The organism is Hymenobacter mucosus, assembly GCF_900188255.1.
Taxonomy (GTDB): domain Bacteria; phylum Bacteroidota; class Bacteroidia; order Cytophagales; family Hymenobacteraceae; genus Hymenobacter; species Hymenobacter mucosus.
In genome coordinates, this window is sequence record NZ_FZNS01000019.1 from 23387 (window position 1) to 48776 (window position 25390).

At 56.3% G+C, this 25390-nt stretch carries 16 protein-coding genes and 1 riboswitch; of the genes, 8 read left to right on the forward strand and 8 right to left on the reverse strand.

Going from position 1 to position 25390, the window contains the following annotated elements; translation table 11 throughout:
• Positions 1–257: 257 nt before the first annotated feature.
• Entirely contained in the window at positions 258–3794 is a 3537-nt protein-coding gene (locus tag CHB83_RS22390; protein ID WP_179225610.1) for a DUF7948 domain-containing protein, read from the reverse strand.
• A 127-nt stretch (positions 3795–3921) separates the two neighbouring features.
• On the opposite strand from CHB83_RS22390, the gene CHB83_RS22395 reads away from it, so the two are divergent.
• From CHB83_RS22395 to CHB83_RS22405, 3 genes are all read left to right on the forward strand, one after another.
• Complete coding sequence (locus tag CHB83_RS22395; RefSeq protein ID WP_143437254.1) at positions 3922–5043, forward strand: endonuclease/exonuclease/phosphatase family protein; 1122 nt, start codon at positions 3922–3924, stop codon at positions 5041–5043.
• Positions 5044–5304: 261 nt separating this feature from the next.
• Positions 5305–6810, forward strand: coding sequence for a cysteine--tRNA ligase (gene cysS / locus CHB83_RS22400; RefSeq protein WP_089334370.1), 1506 nt, complete (start codon positions 5305–5307; stop codon positions 6808–6810).
• Positions 6811–6941: 131 nt separating this feature from the next.
• Positions 6942–7973: a M28 family peptidase gene (locus CHB83_RS22405; RefSeq protein ID WP_089334371.1), complete on the forward strand. Its 1032-nt coding sequence runs from the start codon at positions 6942–6944 to the stop codon at positions 7971–7973.
• Between the two features lie 74 nt (positions 7974–8047).
• Here CHB83_RS22405 and CHB83_RS22410 read toward each other — a convergent pair whose 3' ends face one another.
• Together CHB83_RS22410 and CHB83_RS22415 are read right to left on the reverse strand one after the other, a co-directional pair.
• On the reverse strand, positions 8048–8563 hold the full coding sequence (locus tag CHB83_RS22410) for a GNAT family N-acetyltransferase (protein WP_218823226.1): 516 nt from the start codon (positions 8561–8563) through the stop codon (positions 8048–8050).
• Between the two features lie 23 nt (positions 8564–8586).
• Positions 8587–9492 (reverse strand): S66 peptidase family protein, encoded by a 906-nt coding sequence (locus CHB83_RS22415; protein ID WP_089334373.1) that lies wholly within the window; start codon positions 9490–9492, stop codon positions 8587–8589.
• 133 nt (positions 9493–9625) lie between these two features.
• On the opposite strand from CHB83_RS22415, the gene CHB83_RS22420 reads away from it, so the two are divergent.
• Positions 9626–10864 carry an alpha/beta hydrolase gene (locus CHB83_RS22420; protein ID WP_089334374.1) on the forward strand — a complete coding sequence of 413 codons (1239 nt, stop codon included), beginning with the start codon at positions 9626–9628 and terminating at the stop codon, positions 10862–10864.
• A gap of 201 nt (positions 10865–11065) precedes the next feature.
• The gene (locus tag CHB83_RS22425; RefSeq protein ID WP_179225611.1) at positions 11066–12298 is read left to right on the forward strand and encodes an alpha/beta hydrolase; all 1233 of its coding nucleotides are present in this window, start codon (positions 11066–11068) and stop codon (positions 12296–12298) included.
• A 92-nt stretch (positions 12299–12390) separates the two neighbouring features.
• Here CHB83_RS22425 and CHB83_RS22430 read toward each other — a convergent pair whose 3' ends face one another.
• From CHB83_RS22430 to CHB83_RS22445, 4 genes are all read right to left on the reverse strand, one after another.
• Entirely contained in the window at positions 12391–13689 is a 1299-nt protein-coding gene (locus CHB83_RS22430; protein WP_089334376.1) for a homoserine dehydrogenase, read from the reverse strand.
• Positions 13667–14704 (reverse strand): homoserine O-acetyltransferase MetX, encoded by a 1038-nt coding sequence (gene metX, locus CHB83_RS22435; RefSeq protein ID WP_089334377.1) that lies wholly within the window; start codon positions 14702–14704, stop codon positions 13667–13669. The genes CHB83_RS22430 and metX overlap by 23 nt, the downstream gene beginning before the upstream one ends.
• 204 nt (positions 14705–14908) lie before the next feature.
• Positions 14909–16294 carry an O-acetylhomoserine aminocarboxypropyltransferase/cysteine synthase family protein gene (locus tag CHB83_RS22440; RefSeq protein ID WP_089334378.1) on the reverse strand — a complete coding sequence of 462 codons (1386 nt, stop codon included), beginning with the start codon at positions 16292–16294 and terminating at the stop codon, positions 14909–14911.
• A 378-nt stretch (positions 16295–16672) separates the two neighbouring features.
• Positions 16673–16786, reverse strand: a riboswitch (SAM riboswitch).
• Between the two features lie 348 nt (positions 16787–17134).
• Positions 17135–17443 (reverse strand): LysM peptidoglycan-binding domain-containing protein, encoded by a 309-nt coding sequence (locus CHB83_RS22445; RefSeq protein WP_045689744.1) that lies wholly within the window; start codon positions 17441–17443, stop codon positions 17135–17137.
• Between the two features lie 215 nt (positions 17444–17658).
• Here CHB83_RS22445 and CHB83_RS22450 point away from each other — a divergent pair, with 215 nt between their 5' ends.
• From CHB83_RS22450 to CHB83_RS22460, 3 genes are all read left to right on the forward strand, one after another.
• Entirely contained in the window at positions 17659–18075 is a 417-nt protein-coding gene (locus CHB83_RS22450; protein WP_089334379.1) for a lipocalin family protein, read from the forward strand.
• A gap of 247 nt (positions 18076–18322) precedes the next feature.
• Positions 18323–21202, forward strand: a complete 2880-nt coding sequence (locus CHB83_RS22455; RefSeq protein ID WP_089334380.1) for a T9SS type A sorting domain-containing protein — start codon at positions 18323–18325, stop codon at positions 21200–21202.
• 58 nt (positions 21203–21260) lie between these two features.
• Positions 21261–23825, forward strand: coding sequence for an erythromycin esterase family protein (locus CHB83_RS22460; RefSeq protein WP_089334381.1), 2565 nt, complete (start codon positions 21261–21263; stop codon positions 23823–23825).
• 85 nt (positions 23826–23910) lie between these two features.
• On the opposite strand, the gene CHB83_RS22465 is transcribed toward CHB83_RS22460, so the two are convergent.
• Positions 23911–24996, reverse strand: a complete 1086-nt coding sequence (locus CHB83_RS22465) for a lysylphosphatidylglycerol synthase transmembrane domain-containing protein (RefSeq protein WP_089334382.1) — start codon at positions 24994–24996, stop codon at positions 23911–23913.
• Between the last annotated feature and the right edge of the window lie 394 nt (positions 24997–25390).

A 25390-nucleotide genomic window follows, 5' to 3' on the forward strand; every position in this document is an offset into this window, starting at 1 on the left:
CATTTGCTAGTGCAAAGATAGCACAAATACCCGGCGAATCCAAAGGGGCTATGGCTTGGGGCCTAGCGAGGCTGCCTTATACCCGAAAAGGGCAGTAGCATCACCGCTGGAAGCCCAGTTCACAAGGCAGGTAGCATAGTAGCGGCTCCCTACCTATAGGGTACTACTGCACTATATCTTCCAACAGAAATACTCTGCGCGGGAGTTCCGTTCTCTATCTACTCATGTAAGATGACGCTAGAGCAGAGGGTGGCGCCTTACCGCTTTACCTGAACCCAGCCTTTCACTTCGCGGCCTTCCGCGTCGCGCAGGTGGTAGTAATAGAGGCCGTCAGCTAGGTTGTTGCCGCGCCAGTCGTTGCGGTAATTAGCGGTTTCGTACACCTTATTGCCCCACCGAGTAAAGACTCGTAGGGTGGCAGGCTGACAACTGAAGCGCGGGATAAAAGTGTCATTTTTAGTATCATCGTCGCCAGGCGTGATGATGTTGGGAACGAACACGTCGCCTACTATTACCGGGGCGAAGCCGGTTTCCACACTACAGTTGGCATAGCGAGCCGTCAGCTTTACATTATATGTGCCGGCGCTGACGTACTGGTGCGTTGGGGATGCTTCCGTGGAAAGGGGGCTACCGTCGCCAAAGTCCCAAGTGTAGGTGCCACCCGCCAGCACAGGCTGAAAGGAGCACGTGAACGGGGCTAAGCCTGTGTATTGTGGCGCCGCTGTACACTCGGGTACGTTCAGAGGAAAATTAACAGTAGGAGAAGGGGCTAGTACTACTCGCCTTGTATCAGAGTTTACGCAGCCACCTATATTATAAGAGTAGGTAAGCGTATAGATGCCGCCCTTCAGGTCGGTGTTGGGTGGGGTGTACAGGCCCGTTGGAGTTACCCCGGTGCCGCTCCAGGTGCCACCAGCGGGCTCCATTCCCTGTAATTGTACGGCTTGCGTTTCATAAGCACAGAGCACAAGGTCGGGGCCCGCCTCTACCCGTGGGAGGTCCCGGACGGTTACTTGGTAGGTTCCGGTAGCGCATCCCAGCGTATCAGCCAGGGAGTAGGTGAGGGTGTGGGTGCCCAGCCCAGCCTGCGCGGGATTGAACGTAGTGCCCGACATGCCTGGCCCGCTCCAGGTGCCCCCGGCCGGCGTTGCCTGCATCGTTACGGTATTGCCATTGCGGCATAGTACCGGAACAGGCGTGATAGTAACGGGCTGGGTAGCCATAACTGTGATGCGCAGCGGTTTGGTGCTCACGCAAATGCCCGTAGCTGCCACTGAGTATGTGAGGGTGTTTCGGCCAATGAGGGATTCGGAGGGGGTGAAGCGGTAGCCGCCACCCGCAATGGCCGTTACCCCGGGGCCCGCCCAAGTGCCGCCCGCGGGGCTACCACCTAGGGTAATAGGTCCGTCGCTGGAGCACACGTAGCGTGAAGGTCCGGGGTCAGCAATAACTACCCCAAAATCAATCTTGAAAGCGGCGTTGTTGCAGTTAGTGCTTCCATTACGGGTAGTGTAGTAGTTGGCGCCGGGTGGGATGGGGAACCCTTGGTCGCCGCCACAACCGCCGCATACGGCTTGGTACACCATGCCGCGCTTGTCGAAACGGGAGGTGCCCCCGTCCACGTGCTCTCCCGAGCGGCCACCGCTTTGCCCGTAGAACGTACCGTATTCCAAGCTGCCCATGCCGGGCGTAAACTCAGCTAGATAGAAGTCGGACCCGTCGGTGCGGGACTGAACCGCATCGGACGTAACGGGTAGGCCAGCAGTAGAACTGCCAAGGGTGCCGATACCGTACCCATCGTTGATGGAACCGCCCCAGCCGCAAATGTAAATTCGCTCACAGTCGTCTACCAGAAAGGCTGTGGGGGTAATGTCATAGGAAAGGCGCCCCGTACCTACCACCGTTGAGTACACGGTTTGATTTAAGGTAGCGTTGAGCTTATGAATAAACTGGTGGCTACCGGCATTCTGGTAGCGCCCACTAGTCACAGGGTAGTTGCCGGAACTCTGCCCAAACAAGTAGGCATTATCGGAGGCGTCTAGCTGCACAAAATAGGCTTGGTCGTTGCCGGTAGTGCCCACATAGGTAGCCTGCTGAATACTAGTGCCAGCCGGCGCAATGCGGGCTACAAAGCCGTTGACACCCGCGGGAGCCGTGGTCAGCAATGCACCGGCCGTGACGGGGAAATTCGTGCTGTTCGTACCGCCAGCTACCACCACCGACCGGCCCGCACCCAGCTGAATGGAGTACACGGCATCGTAGCTGCTGCCTCCTAAAAAGTTACTCCAGATGAGTGTGCTCAGGTTAGCGGAAAGCTTACACACCACACCATCAGCAATACCATTAAAACTAGAGTCGAAGCCATTCCGAACCGGGAAGTTGTTGCTCATGGTAGTGGAGGCCAGATACACATTATTGTCGGAGTCAGTGATGATGTCACCCCGAAACTGGTCGCCGTAATTGTTAACTAAGGGGGACGTCAGATTGGCGTTCAGATTCAGGTTCAGGCCATCGTTGCCAGACCCCCCTAAGTAAGTAGAAGCTATTAGTGCGCTTCCATTGGCGTTTAGGGTAGTTACTACCAAATCGGACCCAAGTGGGTACTGAATGTAGCGCGAGTCGTTTTCCTGGAGCGGATCTGAGAAAGAGCCGCCGTTGAATGTGCGCGAAAAGGCCGCACTAGTTACGGGGTAGTTTGTAGAACCCGTAGTTCCTAGAATGACCAGCTCGTCGCGGCTGTTGACCACCATGCTCTGCGGCACATCAACCGAGTTGCCGCCGACGTAAGTGGCATACATACGGGAGGCGCTACCCGAAACAGAGGTGCGGTACTTGATGATGGCCATGTCGCCAACGCCGGCGAAGGTAGTGCGAATGGCTCCGGTAGAAGTTGGAAAGCCGGGCGCAAATGCCACGCCCGCCGAGTACATATTGCCTGCCGCGTCATACGTAGCCGTGAAGCCCCAGTTGTCGCCGGTGGCACCCGTGAACGAGGAGAAAATGACGGTGGGGTCAATGAGCAGGGGCAGCTTACGGTCGTAGCGCCCCAGGCGGAAACTCAGAACTGTACCCGACAACTCAAAGCTGCACGGCACGGATACCCGCTCCCCATCGGGGCGAATTTGCCAGGCGCGCGGTGCTTGCTCGGTAACGTCGCCCACGCTGGTATGAATCAATAGGCTGCCTTCTGGCGTGAGGCGTACGCTTTCGGCGCCCGAGTAGCGAAGTCGAATAGCCTCCGGGCGGGCACCGGCGCGCACAGCAAAGTCGTATTCTAGCTGATGAGTGGCATTCTCATAGAGGTGCACATCTACGCCGGGGTACACTTCCTGATACCGTGCGCCCCGAAAGCCGCGCACCTGACTAGCCCAGTGCGTCGGGTCATTGCCCTGGAAGTAGTTGCGTACTTCGGCGGTTGCTTCTTCCCCCCGCACGTGGGCTTTGGCGTTGCCTCCCTCAAACGTAACCCGGTAAGCGTGCATGCGCAGGCTGTCGTCTATGGGTCCTTTGGCGGCAGTAGCCTTGCCGTGCTCATGGTCGTGGTAGGCACGTAGGGCTTGCGGGTCGGCGAAGGTATAAGTAAAGCCGGTGCTAGCCAGAAACAAACGGCCGGCCGGTAGGCTGGCTGCAAAGCGAGTGGAGGCGTCCCACTGGCCTTTGTTCTCTACAAATTCGAGACTAGTAGTAGGTGTTGGCGCTACGGCTGCGTGCGGTTTTGCTAGCACACCCATCGGCACTATCACAGTAGCCAGAAGCGTGGGTAGGATATAAGACCGAAGGGTAGAAAGATACATAGCGGACGGTTGGATAAAAGCTCTGAAATATACAACGAAAATAAGGCTACATACGTAGCGAGCCAGCTCGCTTCCACGGAACGCATACCTTTGTCTATTGATCCTGTCTCCCGGAAAATAGTTGCCTGTGCGTCGTTCGTTTGCCTTCAAGTGCACTTTACTGGTGATTGGGTGGGTATTGCTAGCCATTGGCTGCGCTCAAGTGCCCGGCTACACGTTTTGGCCGGCTGCGTTTGGGGCGCTCACGCTACCCCTCGCGCTAGCCCTCAACCTGTTGCTACTACTGTACTGGCTACTGCGAAATAGGCGGGTGGCTTTGCTGCCGCTAGCCGTAGCCGTGCTAACGTGGCCCCATTTCCAGCGTGGGCTAGCCATTCATCCATTCGGGGGTGGTAGTGCCGCAGAGCACCCGGGGCAGCTAGTGCGGGTACTGTCCTCCAATGTGCGCATCTTCAATGTGTACCCCCAGTTGCGCGATGCGGAGCTAAATTCCTCCCGTGAGATGGTACGCTTCCTAGCCGAAAACCCCGCCGACATTCTTTGCTTGCAGGAATTTTATAACGAGCCCGCGGGCACCCGCAGCCGCGACGGAAACGTGTTTCGCACCGAAGACAAGCTCGGGCGTCAGGTAGGACGGCAGGCGTTCATTTCCAAAACACTGACCAATAGCGCCGGGGCCGAGTTTGGCATGGCTATTTTCTCTCGTTTTCCCATTGTTGGGCGGGGCACCATCCAGTTCGGCAAGCTCACGCAAAACCACGCCATGTGGGCCGATCTGCGCCTTCCCTCCAAGGATACCATTCGCATTTACAACTTCCACCTCCAAAGCATGAGTATGGAGGAGCAGGATATTGTAGACAGCTACTCTAGTAAGGCTGGCCTGAAGAAAAAGGGCCTCGGCTTACTCCGTCGGTTCAAGCGGGGCTTGGTAGCCCGCAACGCGCAGGTTGATACTCTCACCCAGCGCTTCGAGCGGTGCCGCTACCCCATTCTGCTCTGTGCCGACCTCAATGACGTGCCCTATAGCTACAGTTACGATCAGTTGGCCGACCACTTCCAGAATGCTTGGGCTACCGTGGGTACGGGCGTGGGTGCTACCTACAACGGCCGCCTCCCCTTTGTGCGCATTGATAACCAGTTTGCCGGGCCGCGCTTCACCATCGAGGACTTTCAGATCCACCATGAGATTCCGTATTCAGACCACTTCCCCACCTTGGCCACCTACCGCCTGAAACCGCAGCGCGAGTAAGGAAATCATAAGTACCAACCGGTTGATTTATTACTAGCAGCTGCGCATGATGTACTGGTAAGTGAACTTTATAGACTACTCTCCAGTGCTTTTGTGCCGATTAACTGGGCTTTTGTACTTCGTTGCGTAAAATTCGGGCCAAGTCGTAGCCGAAACGCAGATTTTCTTGTTGATGAGGCTCGGATCATTCGCGGAGCAACTGGGTTATAAAATCTGTGTACTGCCTGCAAGACGCCGTAATCCGTCATACTTTTGTTTCCTATGCAGCACCCCCTCTCGCTTTACAATACCCTTACCCGTAGCAAAGCTCCGTTCCAACCCCTCCATGCTCCCTTCGTAGGGGTCTACTTGTGCGGTCCCACGGTTTACAATGAGGCCCACATTGGCAATGCCCGCGGGCCGGTGGTATTTGATGTGCTGACGCGTTACTTGCGCCATTTGGGCTACACTGTGCGCTATGTGCGCAACATCACCGACGTAGGGCACTTGGAAGGCGACACCGACGAAGGCGACGACAAGATTGGTAAAATTGCCCGGGCTCGGCAGGTAGAGCCCATGCAGGTAGCCGAAGGATATGCCAATCTCTACCACCGCCACATGGAGGTGCTGGGTTGCTTGCCGCCCGATATTGAGCCCCGCGCGAGCGGCCACATTACCGAGCAGGTAGAGATGATTCAGCAAATTATCGACAACGGGTTCGGCTACGAGTCGAATGGGTCGGTATATTTTGACGTGCCTGCTTACAATGCCGCCGGCCGCCACTACGGCAAACTCTCCAACCGCGTGGTGGAAGAGCTACTGTCTGGCTCCCGCGACAACCTGGCCGGGCAAGAAGAGAAGCGCAGCCCCCTGGATTTTGCCCTGTGGAAAAAGGCCGATGAGCGCCACCTCATGCGCTGGCCTTCACCTTGGAGTGATGGGTTTCCTGGCTGGCACCTGGAGTGCTCCGCTATGAGCCGCAAGTACCTCGGCACTGAGTTCGATATTCACGGCGGCGGGCTCGACCTTATGTTCCCGCACCACGAGTGCGAAATTGCCCAGAGCCAAGCCTGCAACCATCCTACCAACGAGGCGCAGGTATGGATGCACAACAACATGATTACGGTGAATGGGCAGAAGATGAGCAAGTCGCTCGGCAACTTCATCACCATCAGTCAGCTATTTGAGGGCTCCAATACTACGTTGGCCCAGCCATACTCCCCCATGACGGCGCGCTTCTTCCTACTGCAAGCGCACTACCGCAGCACCGTGGATATTACGGATGAAGGCTTGCAAGCTGCCCGCAAGGGGTACCGCAAGCTAATGAACGGCCTGCGCCTCCTGGAGAAACTGGTGCTGCCTGCGGACGTAGAGCGCGCTCCCGATACGGAAAAGGGCGATGCTGAACTGCGCAAGCTAGTAGCCGATTGCTATACGGGCCTCAACGATGACCTGAACACGGCTCGCGCCATTGCCAGCCTCTTCAACCTCTTGCGCAAGCTCAACGGGTTTGCGGCCAACCTGGCTACCTTGGCTACAGTAAGCGCCGTGGCCGTGGAAGAAGCTACTACGGCCTACCACACGCTGGTTGTTGACGTGCTGGGCCTAGTAGATGAGCCCCGCGCCAATACGGAGGACTTGCTGCGCCTTACCCTAGAGTTCTACCAAGAAGCCAAGGCCACCAAAGCTTACGACAAAGTAGATCAGATTCGGGCGGCGCTTAAGGCGCAAGGTATTGTGGTAAAGGACACTAAAGCCGGCGTCGATTGGGCCTATAGCGAAGAGTAAAGCCAAGGCGCGAGCAGTGAGCTTGCGCCTTGGTTGCCGGCCCCACATAATGGCCCGCGTGTTGTATCTATTTCTCCATTTTCCGTCGGGCCAGTTGCGCACCCGGCGGCGCAAGCTGTAGCTTACGCCACATGAACCTTTCCCGCCTTGCCCCCGCCGCCTTTGTTGCTTTACTGCTGCTGACAGGCTGCCCCGAGAAGAAAAGCACCGTTGAGACGGATACTACGCCAGCGGAGGCCGCCTTGCCGAAGGCACCCGCCTTTAATGCCGACTCGGCATACGCCTATACGGCCCGCCAGGTAGCCTTTGGGCCTCGCGTGCCCAATACGCCCGCTCACGTAACAACCGGTGACTGGATTATCCGCAAGTTCAAAGAGGCCGGCCTCACCGTGAAGGAGCAGCCCTTCGAAGCCATGGCGTTCGATGGCAAAATGCTTCGCTCTCGCAATATTGTGGCTCAATATCAGCCCCAGGCAACCCGCCGCATTGCCGTCTTCACGCACTGGGATACGCGTCCCTTCGCCGATAAGGACAAGCAGAATAAAAATGCCCCCTTAGATGGTGCTTCGGATGGTGCTAGTGGGGTAGGCATTGCCCTAGAAATGGCCCGCGTGCTAGCGGCTCAGCCCGATAGCTTGGCCCCCGGCGTAGGAGTAGACTTTATTCTGTTCGACTCTGAGGACTATGGCTACGACAGCGCTACCCAAGGAGAGAAGAAGAACTTGTTGGCTGAGCAGGAAAACCGCGGCGAGTCGAGCTGGTGCTTAGGCTCTCAGTACTGGGCCAAGCACTTGCTGCCGGCCAACTACAAGCCTAGCTACGGCATCCTGCTTGACATGGTAGGGGCCAAAAATGCCCGTTTCAGCCGGGAGGAACTGTCGCGGCAGCAGGCGCGCGATGTAGTAGACAAGGTGTGGAACACGGCCGCCCAACTGGGCTTCTCTGATTACTTCCTGTTCAACGACAGCGGGGGAATCACCGACGACCACGTGTTTACAAATCAAGCCGGGGTGCGCACTATCGACATCATTGACCACCTCCCAGTGGGCGACGACTACTTCCCCGCCTACCACCATACCACTCAAGATAACATGAGTGTTATTGACAAGCGTACACTAAAAGCCGTGGGCCAAACCGTGCTTACTACCCTGTATAACGAGTAACGTCACAGCGCATACCAAACAAAAAGCCCGGGGTACGACCAGTACCCCGGGCTTTTTGTTTGGTATCGAGGCTACTACTGTAATAGTTTGTAGTAGATAACGGTAGCATCCAAGGAGCCATTGGCGCTGTACACGTACGCCGGGATACTACCAGCCACGGTGTAGCCCAAGCTCTGGTACAGCCGTTCAGAGGGGTCGCCCTTGCGCGTATCCAGTACGAGGGTGGTGCGCTGGTGCTGGCGGGCCTGCTCTTCAATAACGTACATCAGCCGCCGGCCAATACCGCGCCGCCTAGCCTGCGAATGTACCAAGAGCTTCATAACCTCGGCCCGGTGCGGGGCGTTGGGCTTCATCACCAAATCTAGCTGCACAGTACCTAGTACAATACCGTCGGTTTCGGCCACTAGCAATACACGGTGCCCATTTTGCATAGCCGCCGCTACATCTTGCCAGAAAGCATACGCCACCGCCGGCACTACCGGCGGCAGAAAGCCTACGGATGATCCATTGGCAACGGAGTCCTGAAGCAGGCCGGCAAGCGAGGTCATGTGTTGCAACACCTCATGCGGCTGCAAGGCACGAATAGTCATAAACATAGCCGCTACAAAAACTGCTAGAGGTAGGCAAGCCGCGCTCCAGTGTTATCTACGCGGAGCTGAGCCATGCGGCCGCAGATCAAAGCCATATTCTGAGGCTCGTGCCCTACCGGAAAGCCGTGTGCCACGGGAAAGCCATACTTACCGGCGTAGTAAGCAATAATTTCGTTGGGCGTTTGTCCGTAGGGAGTGGTGTTGTCTTGGGGATTGGTGAAGTGGCCCACCAAGAGCCCCGCCAAGGACGCCAGCTTACCCGTACGGTCTAAGTGCACGAGCATGCGGTCAATGGCATAGAGGTATTCATCAATATCTTCCAGAAACAAGATGCGCCCGGCCGTAGAGCAGTCGGAGCGAGTGCCGGTAAGCGTCTGGAGGATGCTTAAGTTGCCACCGACTAGCTCCCCGGTAGCAGTACCCAGGCAGTTTAGTGGGTGCGCAGGTATTGAGTAGCCTACCGACTCCCCAAACAAAGCTCGCCGCAAACTCTCCAAGGATTCCTCTCCGCTTTCCTGATGAAACAATAGCGGCATCACCCCATGAACACTCTGGTACCCCAGGGCCAGTAAGTGACTGTTGAGAGTTGTGATGTCAGAAAATCCGGCTATCCACTTAGGATGCTGCGCCAGGCCGGAAAAATCGAGCTGGTCGATGATGCGGGTGGTGCCGTACCCACCACGAGCACACAGAATAGCGCGCACCGCGGGGTTATCAAGTTGCTGTTGGAAGTCCTGGGCCCGAACCTCGTCGGCGCCGCCAAACTGGTGGTGCTCTACATTGGTACTGGCACCCAAAACTACTTCTAACCCCCAGCTACGAAGGGTAGTTACGGCCGCAGTAAGTTCTTGGTGAGAGGCCTTTCGAGCCGGACAGACGATGGCGACGGTGTCGCCGGGTTGCAATGGGGGCGGAGCAATAGTTGGCATAGAGTAAAGTAGAAGAGCAGCAGACTATAAACCTACATAACCATTCCGCGATACTTGAAGCATAGTTAGGGTAAAATATAGCTGAAACAAAAACATTTATATATCATCTTTACAAAAGCTAAAACCCCACCATATGAAACACCTCTTCGCACTGCTAGGTCTGCTGTGGTTTGCAGCGGCTGCCTCTGCTCAAACGCGCATCGACACAACCGGTGGCCGCTACTACAAACCAATCTTCGCCAACGTTACGCGTACTCAGGACATTACGTATGGCTCCAGCATTGATTATCTGGGTGGACAGCAGGCGCTACGCCTAGATGTGTACCAGCCCACCGGCGACACAGTGCGCCGCCGACCGCTGTTGATTTTTGCGCACGGAGGCGGGTTTATCAGCGGCAACAAGACAGACCAAGATGTGACGGAGTTGTGCACGCGCTTCGCTCGCCTGGGCTACGTTACGGCCAGCATCGACTACCGCCTACTGTTTCTGCCTTTTGACACGACAAACATTAGTATTGCGTCTTTCCGGGGCGTACAAGACATGCGCGCTGCCATCCGGTTTTTTCGGATGAAAGCTGCCACCGCGGCCGTCACCGCCGCCGATAACTACCGCATCCATCCAGACTATATTTACGTGGGCGGCTCTTCTGCTGGCGCCTTCATGGCTCTGCAAACAGCCTACCTCAACAAGGCCTCGGAAGTGCCGAGCACGATTAATCTGGCAAACTTGGGCGGCTTGGAAGGAACGGGAGGCAATCCCACGTATTCCAGTGCGGTGCGGGGCGTAATAAATTTGTCTGGCGCTCTGGGCCGCCCTACTTGGATAGAGGCGGGCGATGTGCCTTTTGTGAGTATGCACGGCACCAATGACCCAATAGTGCCCTATGGCGCTGGTAGGGTAGGAGGTGGGCTGCCGCCCCAAAGAATATACGGCAGCGCAGTGCTAAACACCCGCGCTATTGCCGTAGGGGTGCAAAATCCCTTCTATACCTTTAAAAGAGCAGGCCACGTGCCCTTCTCGGGCACTTCTGCTACGGCGGTGGCTTACATGGATACTACCTTCCGCTTCGTGCGCGACTTTCTACGCCCACTGCTGCGCCAGACTGGCACCGTAACGGCTGCCCAGCGCGCCAATACCCAAGCTGTGCTGCAAGCGTACCCGGTGCCAGCGGCCACAGTTGTGCGCCTTACTTGGTCGAGCAACATGGCCTTTCACGCCCGCCCAGTAGAACTGCTTGATGCTATGGGCCGGGTAGTGCGGCGCTTCCGCTGGGAGCAGCCTGAACTGTTGATTCCGCGCGAGACGCTACGGGCAGGCACCTACCTAGTACGGCCTGAGGGCTTGGCTGCGCAACGAATCATATTTGAATAGGTCTGGCCGCATTGGGCTACTCCACCGCTACGAGTTTCGATGCTACCCCACTAGCGTACTATTGTGCGTTGGTGGGGTAGTATCAATATGTAGCCTATCTAGTAGAATATGCAGCTGAGCCGGAGTATAGCCGGTGGCCCTCCGGTATCTTTACCGGAAGACTACTATCCGAGCCTGTTGTCTCGGCTTTCTTATACTCGCATGAAGTACGTATTGCTCCTAGCCTTGCTGGTTGGGTTGCTGCTAGATACCACACCGGGCCACGCCCAGATTGATACAACTGGAGGGCGCTACCACCGGCCCCGGTTCCGGCAAGTGCAAATTTTGCGCAACGTAGAATTTGCCCATGCCTCCGACCTTATTGGCCGCTCGCAGCCGCTCTACATGGATGTGTACCAGCCGCTGGGCGATACTGTGCGGCGGCGCCCCCTCATCGTATTTGCCCATGAAGGAGGCTTCCTAACCGGTACCCGCGACGATGCCGTGATGACTACGCTCTGTACCCGGTTGGCGCGCCTGGGCTACGTGACAGCCAGCATCGACTATCGCCTGTACTTCTTTCCCTTCGATACCGTCGGCATTGGGCGGGCGGCCATCCGCGGAACTCAGGATATGCGCGCCGCTATCCGGTTCTTCCGCCACGATGCCGCTACGGCGCGCCGGTTTCGGGTGCATCCGCAGTACATCTTCGTGGGTGGCTCCTCGGCGGGCGGGTTTATGTCTTTGCTTACCGCCTACCTCGATAAACCAGCGGAAGTACCAGCTTATTTGCACATAGCTGACTTCGGAGGCTTAGAAGGCAACGGGGGTAATGCTGGCTACAGCAGCCGCCCGCGGGGCGTGATCAACCTGTGTGGCGCCCTAGCCAACTTGCGCTGGCTACAGCCTGGCGATGTACCCGTATGCAACGTGCACGGCACCCGCGACGGGCTGGTTCCCTATGGCCGGGGCTTTGTAGGCAGTCCGCTCCCTGCTCAGCGGGTGTACGGGGGTGGGGCGGTTAGTCAGCGGGCTACTGCTGTGGGAGTTCCCAATGTGCTTCGGCGCCTGCGTGGGGCTGGGCACGTACCCTACTCCGTAGAGCCAGCCTACCTCGATACTGCTTTTGTGGCTGCCCGCGACTTCCTACGTCCCCTGCTCGGGGTGGGGCTGCCGGGGCCGTTGCTGGCCGCGGCACTCAAGCCCCAGCCCCGTCCAGTGGCCCTATTGCGGGCGCGGGCAGTGCCAGTTCTCCCGCAGCCAGCGCCAAAGCCCGATACGCTGGTAGTGAAGCCAGTTACTGTCCTTCAAGCTACGGTTGCCCCGAAGGACACGCTCCTGCCTGCTCCAACTATACCAGTAGGACAGGAAACTTCCGAGACAACTCCGCCCCAGCCTACTGCCCCAGCTAGCCCAACTCCGCCATCACCAGCTACCGCTCCGCCTAAGAAGTAAGGGCAGTGAAATCAATTAGCCAGCAAACCAAAACCCCTCCCGCCGCTGATGCAGTGGGAGGGGCTACCTAAGTCATTGGCACGGACTAGTGCTTACAAAGACTCTTCTTCTATCAATGCCGCTGCTACAGCGGTGCTGATAGGCCGGAGACGGCCCGTGCGAACCACAAACGCGCCGTACTTGCGCAGGAGGTCTCGGTGGCGCACTAGGTTTTCGAGGGCAACGTAACCAACCACGTATTCGTCTTCGTCGGCTTCTTCCGAAATCTCACTGAAATCTAGTACATCAACGAGACGGTCCTCGTCGGTGCGTAGGTAAATTTCAACTTCTAGGTCGGAGGCGTACTCGGGGGCGGGGGCGGTGGCTTTGGGGTAGTGATAAGCGTAGCCCTGACGCAGCGCCGCCAAATCAGCTAGTACGGCCGAGCCGGTAGGGTGCCCGCCAGCACCGCGGCCGCGCAAAAACTGTTCGCCGGCAAAATCGGCTTCAATAACTACCCCGTTAAACTCGTGGTCTACAGTGTAAAGAGGCGACTCGGGGCCCACGAACTGGGGCGTCACGAGCACCGTTACCCGACCATCAGGTAGGCGCTGCAAGCCTGCTACCACCTTAATTTTTTGGCCCTGACTGGTGGCAAAGGCAATATCAACGGCGCTGATGCCTTCAATACCCAAGTTGAGTACTTGCTCAGGCTGTAGGAAAGTACCGTAGGCGTGAGCCGCTAATAGCACTGCCTTCGAGCGGGGGTCAAAAGCACCCATGTCGAGGCTGGGGTCGGTTTCAGCAAAGCCTTTGGCCTGCGCTTCAGCTAAGGCGGGGGCATACTCGGAGTCTTGCTCGCCCATGCGCGTCAGCACGTAGTTGGAAGAGCCATTGAGGATGCCCGTGAGGCGGCGCAGGGGCTCAGCCCCAAAGTAGGCATCCAGGGTACGAATCACGGGGATGCTGCCACACACGGCCGCTTCGTATAATAAAGTGCCTCGACCTTCACGCTGTAGCTGCACGAGCTTCGGCAAGTGGCGCGACAGCATGGCCTTGTTAGCGGTAACTACCCGGCGGCCCCGGCGCAAGGCTTCGGCCACAACTCGGAACGCTTCCTCAGCGTCGTCAATTACCTCCACCAATACGTCCAGCGAGTCGTCGGCTAGCAGAGCATCAACGTCGAACTCAAACCGCTCGGCTGGCAGAATGCGCTCCTTGGTAGGGTTCTTTACCACAATGCGGCTAATGGCAAAGCTAGCGTTGGGTTGCTGCTGCAGGATATCGTAGAGGCCCTGGCCTACGCAGCCGAAGCCGATCAGTCCTACTTGCCACACTTGCGCGGCGGGAGTAGAAGATACCGAAGCAGCCGCTTGAGGCAGCGCAGACTTAGTGAACGTAGGTTTGGACATAAAACCGTTCGAGAAAGTGCGTGATTTGGGCGGTTTCAATCAAGAAACCGTCGTGGCCGTAGGCTGAATCCATTTCGGCGTACGTGGCTCCCCGAATGTGGCGAGCTAGTACCTGCTGCTCTGCGGGCGGAAACAGCACATCCGATGAAATACCAATAATTAATGTGCGTGCCTGAATGCGGCCTAAGGCAGTTGCCACCCCACCGCGGCCACGACCAACGTGGTGCGAGTCCATACTGCGAGACAAGGACACATAGCTGTAGGCATTGAAGCGCGCTACAAGCTTGTCGCCCTGGTAGCGCTGGTAGGAGCTAGCCAGAAAATCCTGCAGTACTTCGTCGTTGGGCTCGGTTTGCGTGCGTCCGTACGCATCGTAGCTGCGGTAGCTGAGCAAGGCCATGGCCCGGGCAGCGCGCAAACCGGCAGCGCCACCGTCAGGAGTGGCTTGCTCGTACGTTGGGTCGGCGAAGATGGCGAGGCGCTGTGCTTCGTTGAACGCAATGCCCCAGGCCGAATGCCGGGCGTTGGTGGCTAGTAGTACCAGGTTCTCGAAGAGAGAAGGCCGCTGAATGGCCCATTCCACTGCCTGCTGGCCTCCCAAAGAGCCGCCAATAAGCGTATGAACACGGGGTAATGCCAAGTGCTCCCGCAGTGCTTCGTGTGCCGTTACTAAGTCCCGGATGGTAAGCAACGGAAACTCGTGGTAGGCGGCAGTGCCCGTTTCGGGATTTGAAGTGAGCGGACCAGTGCTGCCGTAGCAGGAGCCTAGTACGTTGGCGCACACCACAAACCAATCAGCGGGGTCGAAGTGAGTGCCAACACCAAATAGGCCGGGCCACCAGCTTTCTACTTCCGCGTTGGCGGTTAGGGCGTGGCACACCCAAACTACATTGTCGCGGCTGGCATTGAGGCGGCCAAATGTATGGTAGGCCACTTCCACGTGCGACAAAACGGCGCCACTTTCCAGCCGGAGCGGCCGGGGTAGTCGGAATACCTGTTGTTCGGAATCAGCCATGGTAAGCAGTGCAATAGTCGGGTAGAATCCCAGTCCGCGGGCTGAGCTAGTTCTATACCAGCTCAGCCCCGGCTGGGTGCGGGCAGTATCGTCAGCGGCTCCCTCTCTCACAAAAAAGCTGCTGGACTGCCCGCAAACCGCTAGCTGGAGTCTGATGCGCGGCCGCTCTCCTGAGCGACCGGCCTCTCAACCCCTCTCTTGGTCTCAGACCTCCAGCGTGGCGGCGTGTTCGAGTTCTGGCTCGGGCAGCAGAGTACCCGTTGTTTCCGTTTGGGCCGGAGTAGCGTTGCGCACCGCTTCAAATGCCTGGGCCAGATCGGCACGGATATCCTCGAAGTGCTCAATGCCAACCGATAGGCGTAGTAGAGTAGGTGTTACCCCGGCAGCGCGCTGTTCCTCTTCGGAGAGCTGCTGGTGGGTAGTAGCCGAGGGCTGAATGATCAGCGTCTTGGAGTCGCCCACGTTAGCTAAATGGCTTACCAGCTTCAGGTTGTCGATGAATTGGGTAGCCGTTTCCTTGTTGCCTTTGATGGCGAAGGTGAGCACGCCGCCTGCACCCCGGGTTAGGTACTTCTGGGCTAGTGGGTAGTAGGCGCTGCTTTGCAGGCCGGGGTAGTTTACGGCTTCCACCTGGGGGTGCTGCTCGAGCCAGGTAGCTACGCGTAAGGTATTTTCTACGGTGCGCTCCACCCGTAGGCTTAGCGTCTCCAGGCCTTGCAGCAACAAGAAGGCATTAAATGGGCTCTGCGAAGGACCAAAGTCACGCAGCCCTTCTACCCGGGCCCGAATGATGAAGGCAATGTTGCCGAAGGGGCCATTCTTACCGAATACATCATTGAACACCAAACCGTGGTATCCTTCAGAAGGCTCCGTAAACTGTGGGAACTTGCCGTTGCCAAAGTCGTACTTGCCACCGTCTACGATTACCCCACCTACGCTAGTACCATGGCCGCCAATCCACTTAGTAGCCGATTCTACTACAATGTGCGCGCCGTGCTCCAGTGGGCGGAACAGGTAGCCGCCCGCCCCAAAAGTATTGTCTACTACCAGGGGTAGGTCGTATTTATTGGCAATGGCCGCAATGCGCTCGAAGTCGGGCACGCTGAAGCTAGGGTTGCCAATGGTTTCGAGGTAGATAGCCTTGGTTTTGTCATCAATCAGGGCTTCGAACTTCTCGGGCTGGTCGCCGTCGGCGAAGCGTACCTCAATACCCAAGCGTTTAAAAGCTACCTTGAACTGGTTGTAAGTGCCGCCATACAAGTGAGTAGTGCTCACAAAGTTGTCGCCCGCCTGTAGGATGTTGTTCAGTGCGATGAACTGAGCTGCCTGCCCCGAGGATACTGCTAGTGCTGCAACTCCACCTTCCAGCGCGGCAATGCGCTGCTCGAACACATCGGTGGTGGGGTTCATCAAGCGAGTATAGATGTTGCCAAATTCCTTCAGCGCAAACAGATTAGCTCCGTGCTCCGCATTTTTGAAGACGTAGCTAGTAGTCTGGTGAATGGGTACCGCCCGGGAGCCAGTTACGGGATCAGGCTGCTGGCCGGCGTGGAGTTGGAGCGTCTCGAAGTGGAAGTTTTGGGTCGACATGGCAATGCTGAGTTTAGAGAGTAGCGGGAAGAAGAAGATTCAGATTTGTAGGGGAAGGGAGCCGCGTAGAAGAGCAGCAGGGCGCAGTAGAGCCAGCAGAACTAAGTGGAAGCTAGTAGGTTGACTTGCGCAAAGGCTGTGGCGTGCCGCACAAGGGCACCACCAGCAAAGCCAGGGAAAGAGGAGGAGCTAGGTCGCGAATACTAGGCGACTAGTAGCAGGCGCTGCAACAGCAGCGCATTCGCATTCGGGCAGTAGCTGAGGCCGCAGTGGCGGTGAAAGCAACGCAAGAATCCATCAGCAAGCCGGAGCGCAGCGTGGCGGCCGGGGCAGATGGGTGAATAAGGGCGAAAGCGAATAGATTTTCCATGGTACTCTGAGTTATATGCCCCTTCGGCGGAAGCCGGGTCGGGCAGGAATTGGCACCTTTCGCGCGGTCGATGGTTGCCAGTGGGTCACGGAGCCTGTTCTCTCGCCACTTCTGTATAAATCCTATGAAAACTTCTCTGCCGCTAGCAGAGGAGTACCGTGTTGGTATTGCAAATGTATGGCAGTGGTTTTGACATATGCAACACTTAGGTGAAAAAAATATTTTCTACTCGTGGCTGCCTCACTATACCACGATTAGGCTATATATGTGCTTGTGCCAGCGTGTTACGTGCCTGTTTGGGCGGCTGTGGAACAGTGCTCCACTAGTTGATAAAGAAAATATTTGTTGACTTGGCCAGCAGATTATAGCACGGACAACGATTTTTCTACCACCCGGCTAGGCGCCAGAGTACAAAAAAAGCCATCCTGTGCAGGATGGCTTTTTAGGATATTACTAAGAGAAGGGCTTGCTTACAGCTTCGGCAGCGTAAGTACTTGGCCCACCTCGATGCGGTCAGGATTAGAACCGATAGTTGCTTTGTTGGCATCATAAATCTGGTGCCATTTGGCGGCGTCGCCGTAGTGATTTTTGGCAATCTTAGAAAGCGAGTCGCCACTTACTACGGTATACGTATCGCCAGCGGCTGCGGTGGGGGCAGCAGGCTTGGCCGCGTTACCAGCGTTGCCGAAGAAATCGGTGGCCCCACCAGCGGCGGGTTTTGCAGCTGGTTGAACAGGTTTTTTATCGCCGTCGTTGGAAAGAAAATCAAACAGTCCCATAGTAGTAGGTAATTAAAAGTGAGGGGGAAAGCACCGAGTATCAGGTGGATGATTGGCGCTGTAGGCCTTCTTACGCCGGGCTTGCAATTAGGTTGTACGTAGTATAAACTCAACAGTACATACCAGAACATCTTGCAACAACCCGCCGTAAGAAGCGCAAGTTGGGCCCTAGCCCAGCGGTTACATCTGTATTCTCCAACCAACTCCCTACTCCCATGAAAACCCAATTCACTCCCCTCCGCTACCTTGCTAGCCTGCTCGTCCTCATGGCATTGTTCATGACTTCTTGCGGTAGCAAAGAAGGTAAAGTAGAAGGCGTAAACATGCTGTATGGCACCGAAAGCAAAACCTGGAAAACCGATAAAGAGCTCAGCTCCACCGGTGATAAGGTAAAGCAAACTGATGCGCAGGAAGACGACCGTATTCAGTTCTTTGCCAATGGCCAGTATAATATGACCTCGGTTGCAGGTGCGGTAAACGGCAAATACACGTTCGACCAAGCAGGTAAGAAAATCACTATGACCCCCGACGGTGCCGCTGAAAGCAACACCTTTGATGTCGTAACTCTGACGGACGACAAGCTGACGCTCAAAGCTCCTACCGGTGCTGAACTACGGCTCGAGAAAGAGTAATTAGAGTGCTATTTTGGTGCCATAGCGGCCCTTGTAATGAGAAGGCCTTCTGCTACCAGCAGAAGGCCTTTTGTTTTGCTTGTAGTACACCCGTAAAATTCTGCTTTAGCAACGAAAGCATTCTATTCAACTAGTAGAAGCGCGTGTTAGCAAGGCTTATTGGGAGAGGTATAAGGGAAGTAGCTATCAGGTTGTTATATTGCTGAACCGACTTATTGCTATTCATCTACATTATTGCCTGTTACTCATGAAACAAGTGCTGCTGCTAGCAAGCCTTTTCACCACCTTCTTTATTCAATCAGTAGATAGTTTCGCTCAAACCACAATCGTCAATTACACCTTCAACTCGGGCGCTAGTTATGCAGAGCTTACGCCCGTGCTGGCTCCCAACGTGACGGCTACGGCTTCTTCTACTGAACCCTTCACGACGTTTAATGGCAACGGTACGGGGGCTGCCGCATTCACTGCAACCAGTATTGCGGGGCAGGCATTAGGCATGAATAACTCCAGCGGGAATAACAGCCGGTACTTTGAGTTTACCCTTGGAGGCACTAGCCTACCCACTTATTCTTCCTATAAACTCTACTACCAGCAGCAACATCCTGCCAGTGGGGCGCCTACCTTAACGGTATCTTTCAGTACCAACGGCGGCAGTTCGTTTACTGACCTGCCCGCCGTGACGAGCACTGTAGTAAGCAGCTTTACTGAGCACGTCGTGGACTTATCAGGGTATTATGCTCTCAATAATAAGTCGAATATTATTCTGCGTTTGCTGGCTAGCGGGGCATCTGGTACCAGCACGCTACGCATCGACAACGTGCAGATACAGGCCGTTTCGTCCCTAAATCCCGTGCCGGTACTGACGAGCATTAACCCAACCAGTATAGCGGAGGGCAGCAATGGCTTTGCTCTCACAGTAACCGGAAGCGGATTTTTTGGTGGTAGCACAGTGCAGCTGGACGGAGTTAGCCTAGCCACCACAGTTGTGAGTGCAACGCAGCTAACGGCTAGCGTACCGGCTAGCTCTGTCTCGAAGGCGGGCACTGCCACCATTACGGTAGTCAACCCTGGGCCTGGTGGTGGCACGTCGGGTAGCAGCAGCTTTGTAATATCGCCCGTGGTGCGCTGGGACGGCGGTGCGGGTAGCAGTAGCTGGTTTGATGCTCAGAACTGGGTAGGAGATGCCGTGCCGACTGAAAATGATGATGTGCTCCTCGACCACGCCGTAGTTGCCGGACGCTATACGGTGCTGTTAGTTCCGAGGGGTGCTACGAGCACCACTAGCAGCCCCGCGGTAGGAATCCGGTCCTTGACGCTCAACCCCGGCGCGGGCGACTCGATTCTCTTTGAGATACCAACGCTCAATACAAACTCGGCGCCCCTGAGTCTTACCCGCAGTAGCGTTACGGAAATAGCATTAGCCGTCCACAGCAAGGCCGTTGTGACAAATGCTAGCGACGTAGGCGTCATTGACGTGGTAGGTGCCAACCCAACTTTCTACCTCTATAATGGGGGCACGTACCGGCATTATACCGACCGACCACACGCAGCACTAGTTGAAAACCTGGCGGCAGTGGTGGGCACCGAGGCCGGTATTTGGGAGTTTCGGGCCAAGAGTCAGTCGAGCGCTACCGTGTCCATTAATGGCCGCACCTATCCTAATCTACTATTCCGCAGTCGGCTGGGGCAAAACGCTATCAACTATACGGGTAGTGGTTCCAGTCCTCTAGTTGTGCGGGGTAAGTTGGTGGTTGGGCCAGGAGCTACGTTCACGGCTTCCACAAATAGTGAGATTCGGGTGGCGGGCGACATTGTGGTGCAAGGTGCGTTCCGGTTTCAGCCGCAAACTAGTGGTACTACCACCGCCCGGCTAGTGCTAAATGGCAGCACTGCCCAGCGTATTAGTGGTGCTGCTTGGGGAGGACCAGCGTCTAGTGGCAGCTATCTGGGCGCCGATGTGCCATTGCAGATTACTAACACTAGCGCTGCCGGCGTAACGCTGGCTACTTCCGTGCAGGTAAATAATGTGCTACAGCTCACGGCTGGGCGTCTCACCACCGATGCCACCAACATGCTCACCCTGCTCAACGATGCTACCGGCGGCTCCGATAACAGCTTCGTTAATGGTCCTGTGGCGCGTGTGGCTGCTGGCCCCGCCACGCTGGCGTTTCCGTTAGGACGCCCTACCAGCCAAAGTACGGCCTACCGGCCCTTGGTGCTTACTATCACTGCTCTAACGCAAGCCACCGCATTTACGGCAGTGCAAACGGAAGGCAGCTTTGAGCCAGGTTTGCTTACCGGCGACTTGCGGCGCGTGAATCGGGTACGCCATTTTGCCATCAGTGCGGAGCCAAGCTTAGCACCAGGAGCCTTTGCGGGAACAGTTGCGCTGGCATTCGGACCCGATGACCAAGTCAACAATCCTGAAGCTTCCGCGCTGGTAGTAGCCCGCAACAACGGTAGCGGCTGGAGCAGCGTGGGGCGTGGAGGTAGCACTGGCACCGCTACTGCAGGCTCCTACGTTTCGGGTTCGTTGACGTCGGGGCCAATGACGGGGCTAGGCCGGTTTGCGTTGGCTAGCACCGATGCGTCTATCAGTCAAAATCCATTGCCCGTTAGCCTCACCAAATTTGACGCTCAACGCCTAGCATCTGGTGTGCAGGTGTACTGGATTACCGCTACGGAGCAAGCCAACGCCCAGTTTGAAGTGCAGCGGCGCACGGCAAACGGGCAGTTTGCCACGGTAGCTACCCTGGCCGGGCAAGGAAATAGCGCTGTTGCGCACAACTACACGTGGATGGATGAAACGCGCGAAAGCGGTACCCTGTACTACCGCCTTCGCCAAGTAGATGTAACGGGCACTGCTACTTTCTCTGCCGTGGCGGTAGTAAGTGGGGCTACTGACCTGGCCATTGTGTACCCCAATCCGGTGCAAGACCAACTGACCATTCAGGTCCCTGCGGCACTGCGCTACCAGGTGCTGAACCTCTTGGGACAAGTAGTGCTGACTGGAAAGACCCAGCCCGGTACGACTTATCTAAGGGTAGAACACCTACTACCCGGGGCGTACTACTTACAGTTTGAAGGCGAAGCAAAGACACGCGGCGTTACTTTCCACAAGCAGTAAGACACCAGCACGGAATCCGTAGCTTACGCTTCATTACTCTATAAAGCAGCTACTTTCTATGGCTAGTGTATACCGCGCGCTAAGTAGTGCCTTCCTGTTCCTGCTCATCACCAGCCGGCTGTGGGCCCAACCAAGCAACGCCCCGTTACCCATTCACATTATTCGCAGCGGCGCACCTACTGATTCCAGCTTCGAGGACCTCGCATTTCTACGCGCAGAAATAGGAAATGCCCGCGTGGTAATGCTTGGCGAGCCTACGCACGGGGAGGGGAATGTGACGGAAGCTAAAATCCGGCTGATAAAGTTCTTGCAGCAGCGCATGAGCTTTACTACCGTGGCATTCGAGAGTAGCTTCTACGAGCTAGACAAAGCGCAGCAAGCACTGGAGGCCGGCAAACCCGTGCGTGAAGTAGTACATAGCAGCGTGTATCCTGTATGGAGTGAGACCCAGGAGTTTCAGGCTATTCTGCCACTTCTGGGAAAGGGTGGCCTCCGGGTAGCTGGCTTCGATTCCCAGTTGAGCGGCCATCAGGACGAGCTTCTAGAAGAGCTTGAAGCTTTCCTGAAGCCTGAAAAAGGTAGTGGAGATATTGCCTATGACTATGTAGATGAGTGCTTGGCTACCATGGGGGAAGTCTTCATTTTTCCGCCGTCTCACCAGATTCTTTTGTTTGATAGGCAAGTAGGAAAAGCGCGTAAGCTGCTCGAAAAGGTAGCAGCCGGCTCAGATGCAAAGCGCCGCGAACGGGCCGAATTTTGGCTTCAGAATCTGCGTAGCATTCAGGCCTTAGCCCACGACTACGCCACCAACGACCCCGCCGATAAAGATTCGGCGAGCTTCAAGGCCGCTGATAGTAACCCGCGCGACGCCCAGATGGCTGATAACCTTCTCTGGTATCTACGCAAACACCCCCGGGAGAAGGTGATTTGCTGGGGTGCCTTGCCCCATCTTGCCAACCGCACCGAGCTACTACAAGACGCTGAACTGCGCGAGTATAAACCGATGGGCCGCGCCGTGAAGGCTGCGCTGGGCCCCGATGCGGTGTATGTGCTAGGCACGCTGGCCGGTGGCGGAACGTATGGTTTTGGGTACTGGGGTAAACACAAACAAGTACCTACTCCGGCGGCTGGTACACTAGAAGCCGAGCTACTAGCCCAAGGACACGACTACAGCTTTGTCAGCCTGAAGCGGGCCGCACCGGGTAGGCAGCTCACTACGTATGCTTTTGAGTACGCGCCTATCACCGGTCCATGGAGCGAGGTAGTGGATGGGTTCTTATTCCTGAAAACGGTAAATCTGCCTCACGCCGTGGTGCCGGAAACGGGGGCAACGGCACAAGAAATTGCTCCGGTGGCTGCCCCTATCTTGGAGGCTACGCATCCAGGGCGCCCAAACCCGGCGGCGCGCCCCATGGTCAGGTCAGGAAGTCAGGTTGCGCTCAGTGGGATAGTTCTCGACCGCAAAACCAACCAACCAGTGCCGTTTGCTACGGTAGCTGTACCGGCGCGAAGTGCGGGTACTATAGCAGATGCCCAGGGCCGTTTTCAGATGAACGTTGGTCGGGGCGAGGTGGTACAGATTAGTAGCATTGGGTACGAAGCAGCTACCATGTTTGCCGAGGCTACGGGTACTCAAACGGTACGCTTGGTGCCTGCTGCCTTTGCCCTTGCTGCCGTGCGCGTGAGTGCCCAGTCTCAGGACCCTAAACGGATAATGAAGAAGGTAATCCAGGCTATAGCAACGAACTACGAACGGCAAGACTACCAACAGGAGGCCTACAGCCACCGGCGAATCATGAGCTTCGATACGTTACGGCACGAGGTTGAGTATGTGAGCCAAGAGTTTGTGCCGGCTGGTTATCACAACTGGGCGGGCGGCTTTCTTAGCCTGGAGCCCAGGCCTGTAACGAAAGTAGAGCACAAGCACGTGCTAACACCCGCTACTGAGCCCACCAGCTTCAGCATGTACTTAGAGGGAGGGCACGGGTTTTCGGGGGGCTTCGACCCGGTACGCATCTCCCCGCTGTTCAAAGCCGGCACATTGGGAAAATACCAACTGTGGCTGGATACCCTAGAGCAGCATGGTGGCGAAACCTACTACGTGATTCGCTTTGCCGTGAAGCGCGCTAGCCACCGGGCAACGGGCATGTACCAGACCAGTGGTTACTCAGGGCGGTTGTATGTTCGGCAACAGGACTACGCCGTGGTGCGCTACGAAGCCTTATGGCAAAACGACACGACAGAGCATAATGCCATAGCTCACAAGTATTATGGCCGCGGCAATAATATTTCTCGTTTGTACAGACAAGTGTACACTGACCATCGGACTGCCCATGTCGTAATGTACCAACAGGCTCCCACGGGTCGGTACTACGCGGCTACCAGCGTGGCCCAGGCTAGTAGCGTGGGTCGGGTGCTAGGTGGAGCGCCTTTTCACAACCAGAAAACGTACGATATCTACTACGCCCCGCCCACTACCATTGCTGCGGCTCGCATGCCAGACCCTAAAACGAACGTAGAGGTACAGGGTGGCCCTCTGTGGCAGCTGTCCAAAGTAGCCTATCGTCCGGAGTTCTGGCAAACCTATCAGCGACTCATACCCGCTCCGACACCTCCAAACTAAGGGCCGCAGCTTCCTAGCTGCGTAACCAAAAGTGCCAGCCCAAGTAGTTGGGCTGGCACTTTTGGTTAGAGGTGATAACCTGAAATTAGGAGTGCAGCACCTTCTCAGCGTCACGCTTTCCGAAGATGCGCGTAATCCAGCGAGGTAGGAAAATGGCGCCCAGCACCAGGTAGAGGTAGTAAGTAACAATGCGGTAAAGCAGCACCATGAAGTTGGTCATGGTAGGCGTGCCAATAAACTTTCCGAAGAAGGTAGGGAAGGCGCCCTCCGCAATGCCCGCGCCGCCGGGGGTAATGGCAATGAGCAGGATAACCTTATAGGTGAGGTTGCGGCCAAAAATCAGCCAGAACTCCGCCCAGGTTACGTCAATGAATGCCGAAATCAGACAGCCAATAACCAGATACCGCGCCGTCCAGACGAAAGCCGTGCTGAGGGAAGCGCGCAGCCAGTAAGCCAGCCCATTGCCGCGCAGTTGCGCTGAGGCTAGTACCAACTCGTTGCCGTGTTGATAAGCTTTATTACGCCAGCGGCGTAGGCCGGCAATAGAAAACAACCGGATAAATAGGCGGCGTACTGATCTGGGATTCACGAAGATAGCGTACACCATCAGAAAAGCGTAGGCCGATACAAAGACGTAGCTCGCAATAAATGCTATCCGCAACGTAGCAACCAAGCCGCCCTGTAAGGCCTCGTGCGGGTACAGGGCGTCGCCCCCAATCAGCACCACCAGTGGCACCGCCAGCACGTAATACAGGTTGTCGAGCATGGCCGTGGCCATGATATAGGCTACCGACTTGCCGAGCGGAATGCCTTCCTTGTGAAGCAACACCGGCGCCACGGCCGTACCCCCCACGGCCGAGGGCAGCACGCACGACGAAAATTCCCAGAGCATGATAACATCTAGGGCGGCTCGCCAACTCAAAACCTTTTGGGTGAGGTAGCGAATTCGGTACACATATCCCGCGTCGCGGGCCACGAGGACGGCCAGCATAATCAATAGCCAAACTGGCTTAGCGTTGGCTAGGGGAGCCAGGTCGCCGGGCTTGTAGCTACGCCAGAACATGAACCCTACTACACCCAATCCAATCAGCACCGGCAGAATAATCCGCGAGGGGCGCAGTTTATCGAGCAGTTGCTGATCTTCGGCTTGGGTTTCCGTGAGTTGGGGCATGGGGGCGAAATGGGTGCGTGGTAAAGGTACGGATTAGGGCAGGGGAGGATGTTAAACCGCCGTTAATTGCTGCTACAAGTGAGCCTGCTTCCTCGCACCGCGCCGAAAACAGCAGGCATATTGGTCCAACAGGACCACCCCGTATTTGTCCTTACTAGTTCTGCCGCGCGGGTGTTACTCGCTGAGCAAAAGAGCACTACTTTCCCGCCAGCAGCCGGTACGTAGCTTAACTTGCCTTTGCCTAGTAGTCACGTAGGCGGAATTTCGTAACTCAACGGTTCATCCGTCGGACCGGAAAACCCGTACCTTTGCCTGTTGACGATACCAGATAACTAGAAGCAGCTTAACCTTCTGGCTTATTTTGTTGTTGCTTCGCTACTTATCTCTCTTTTCT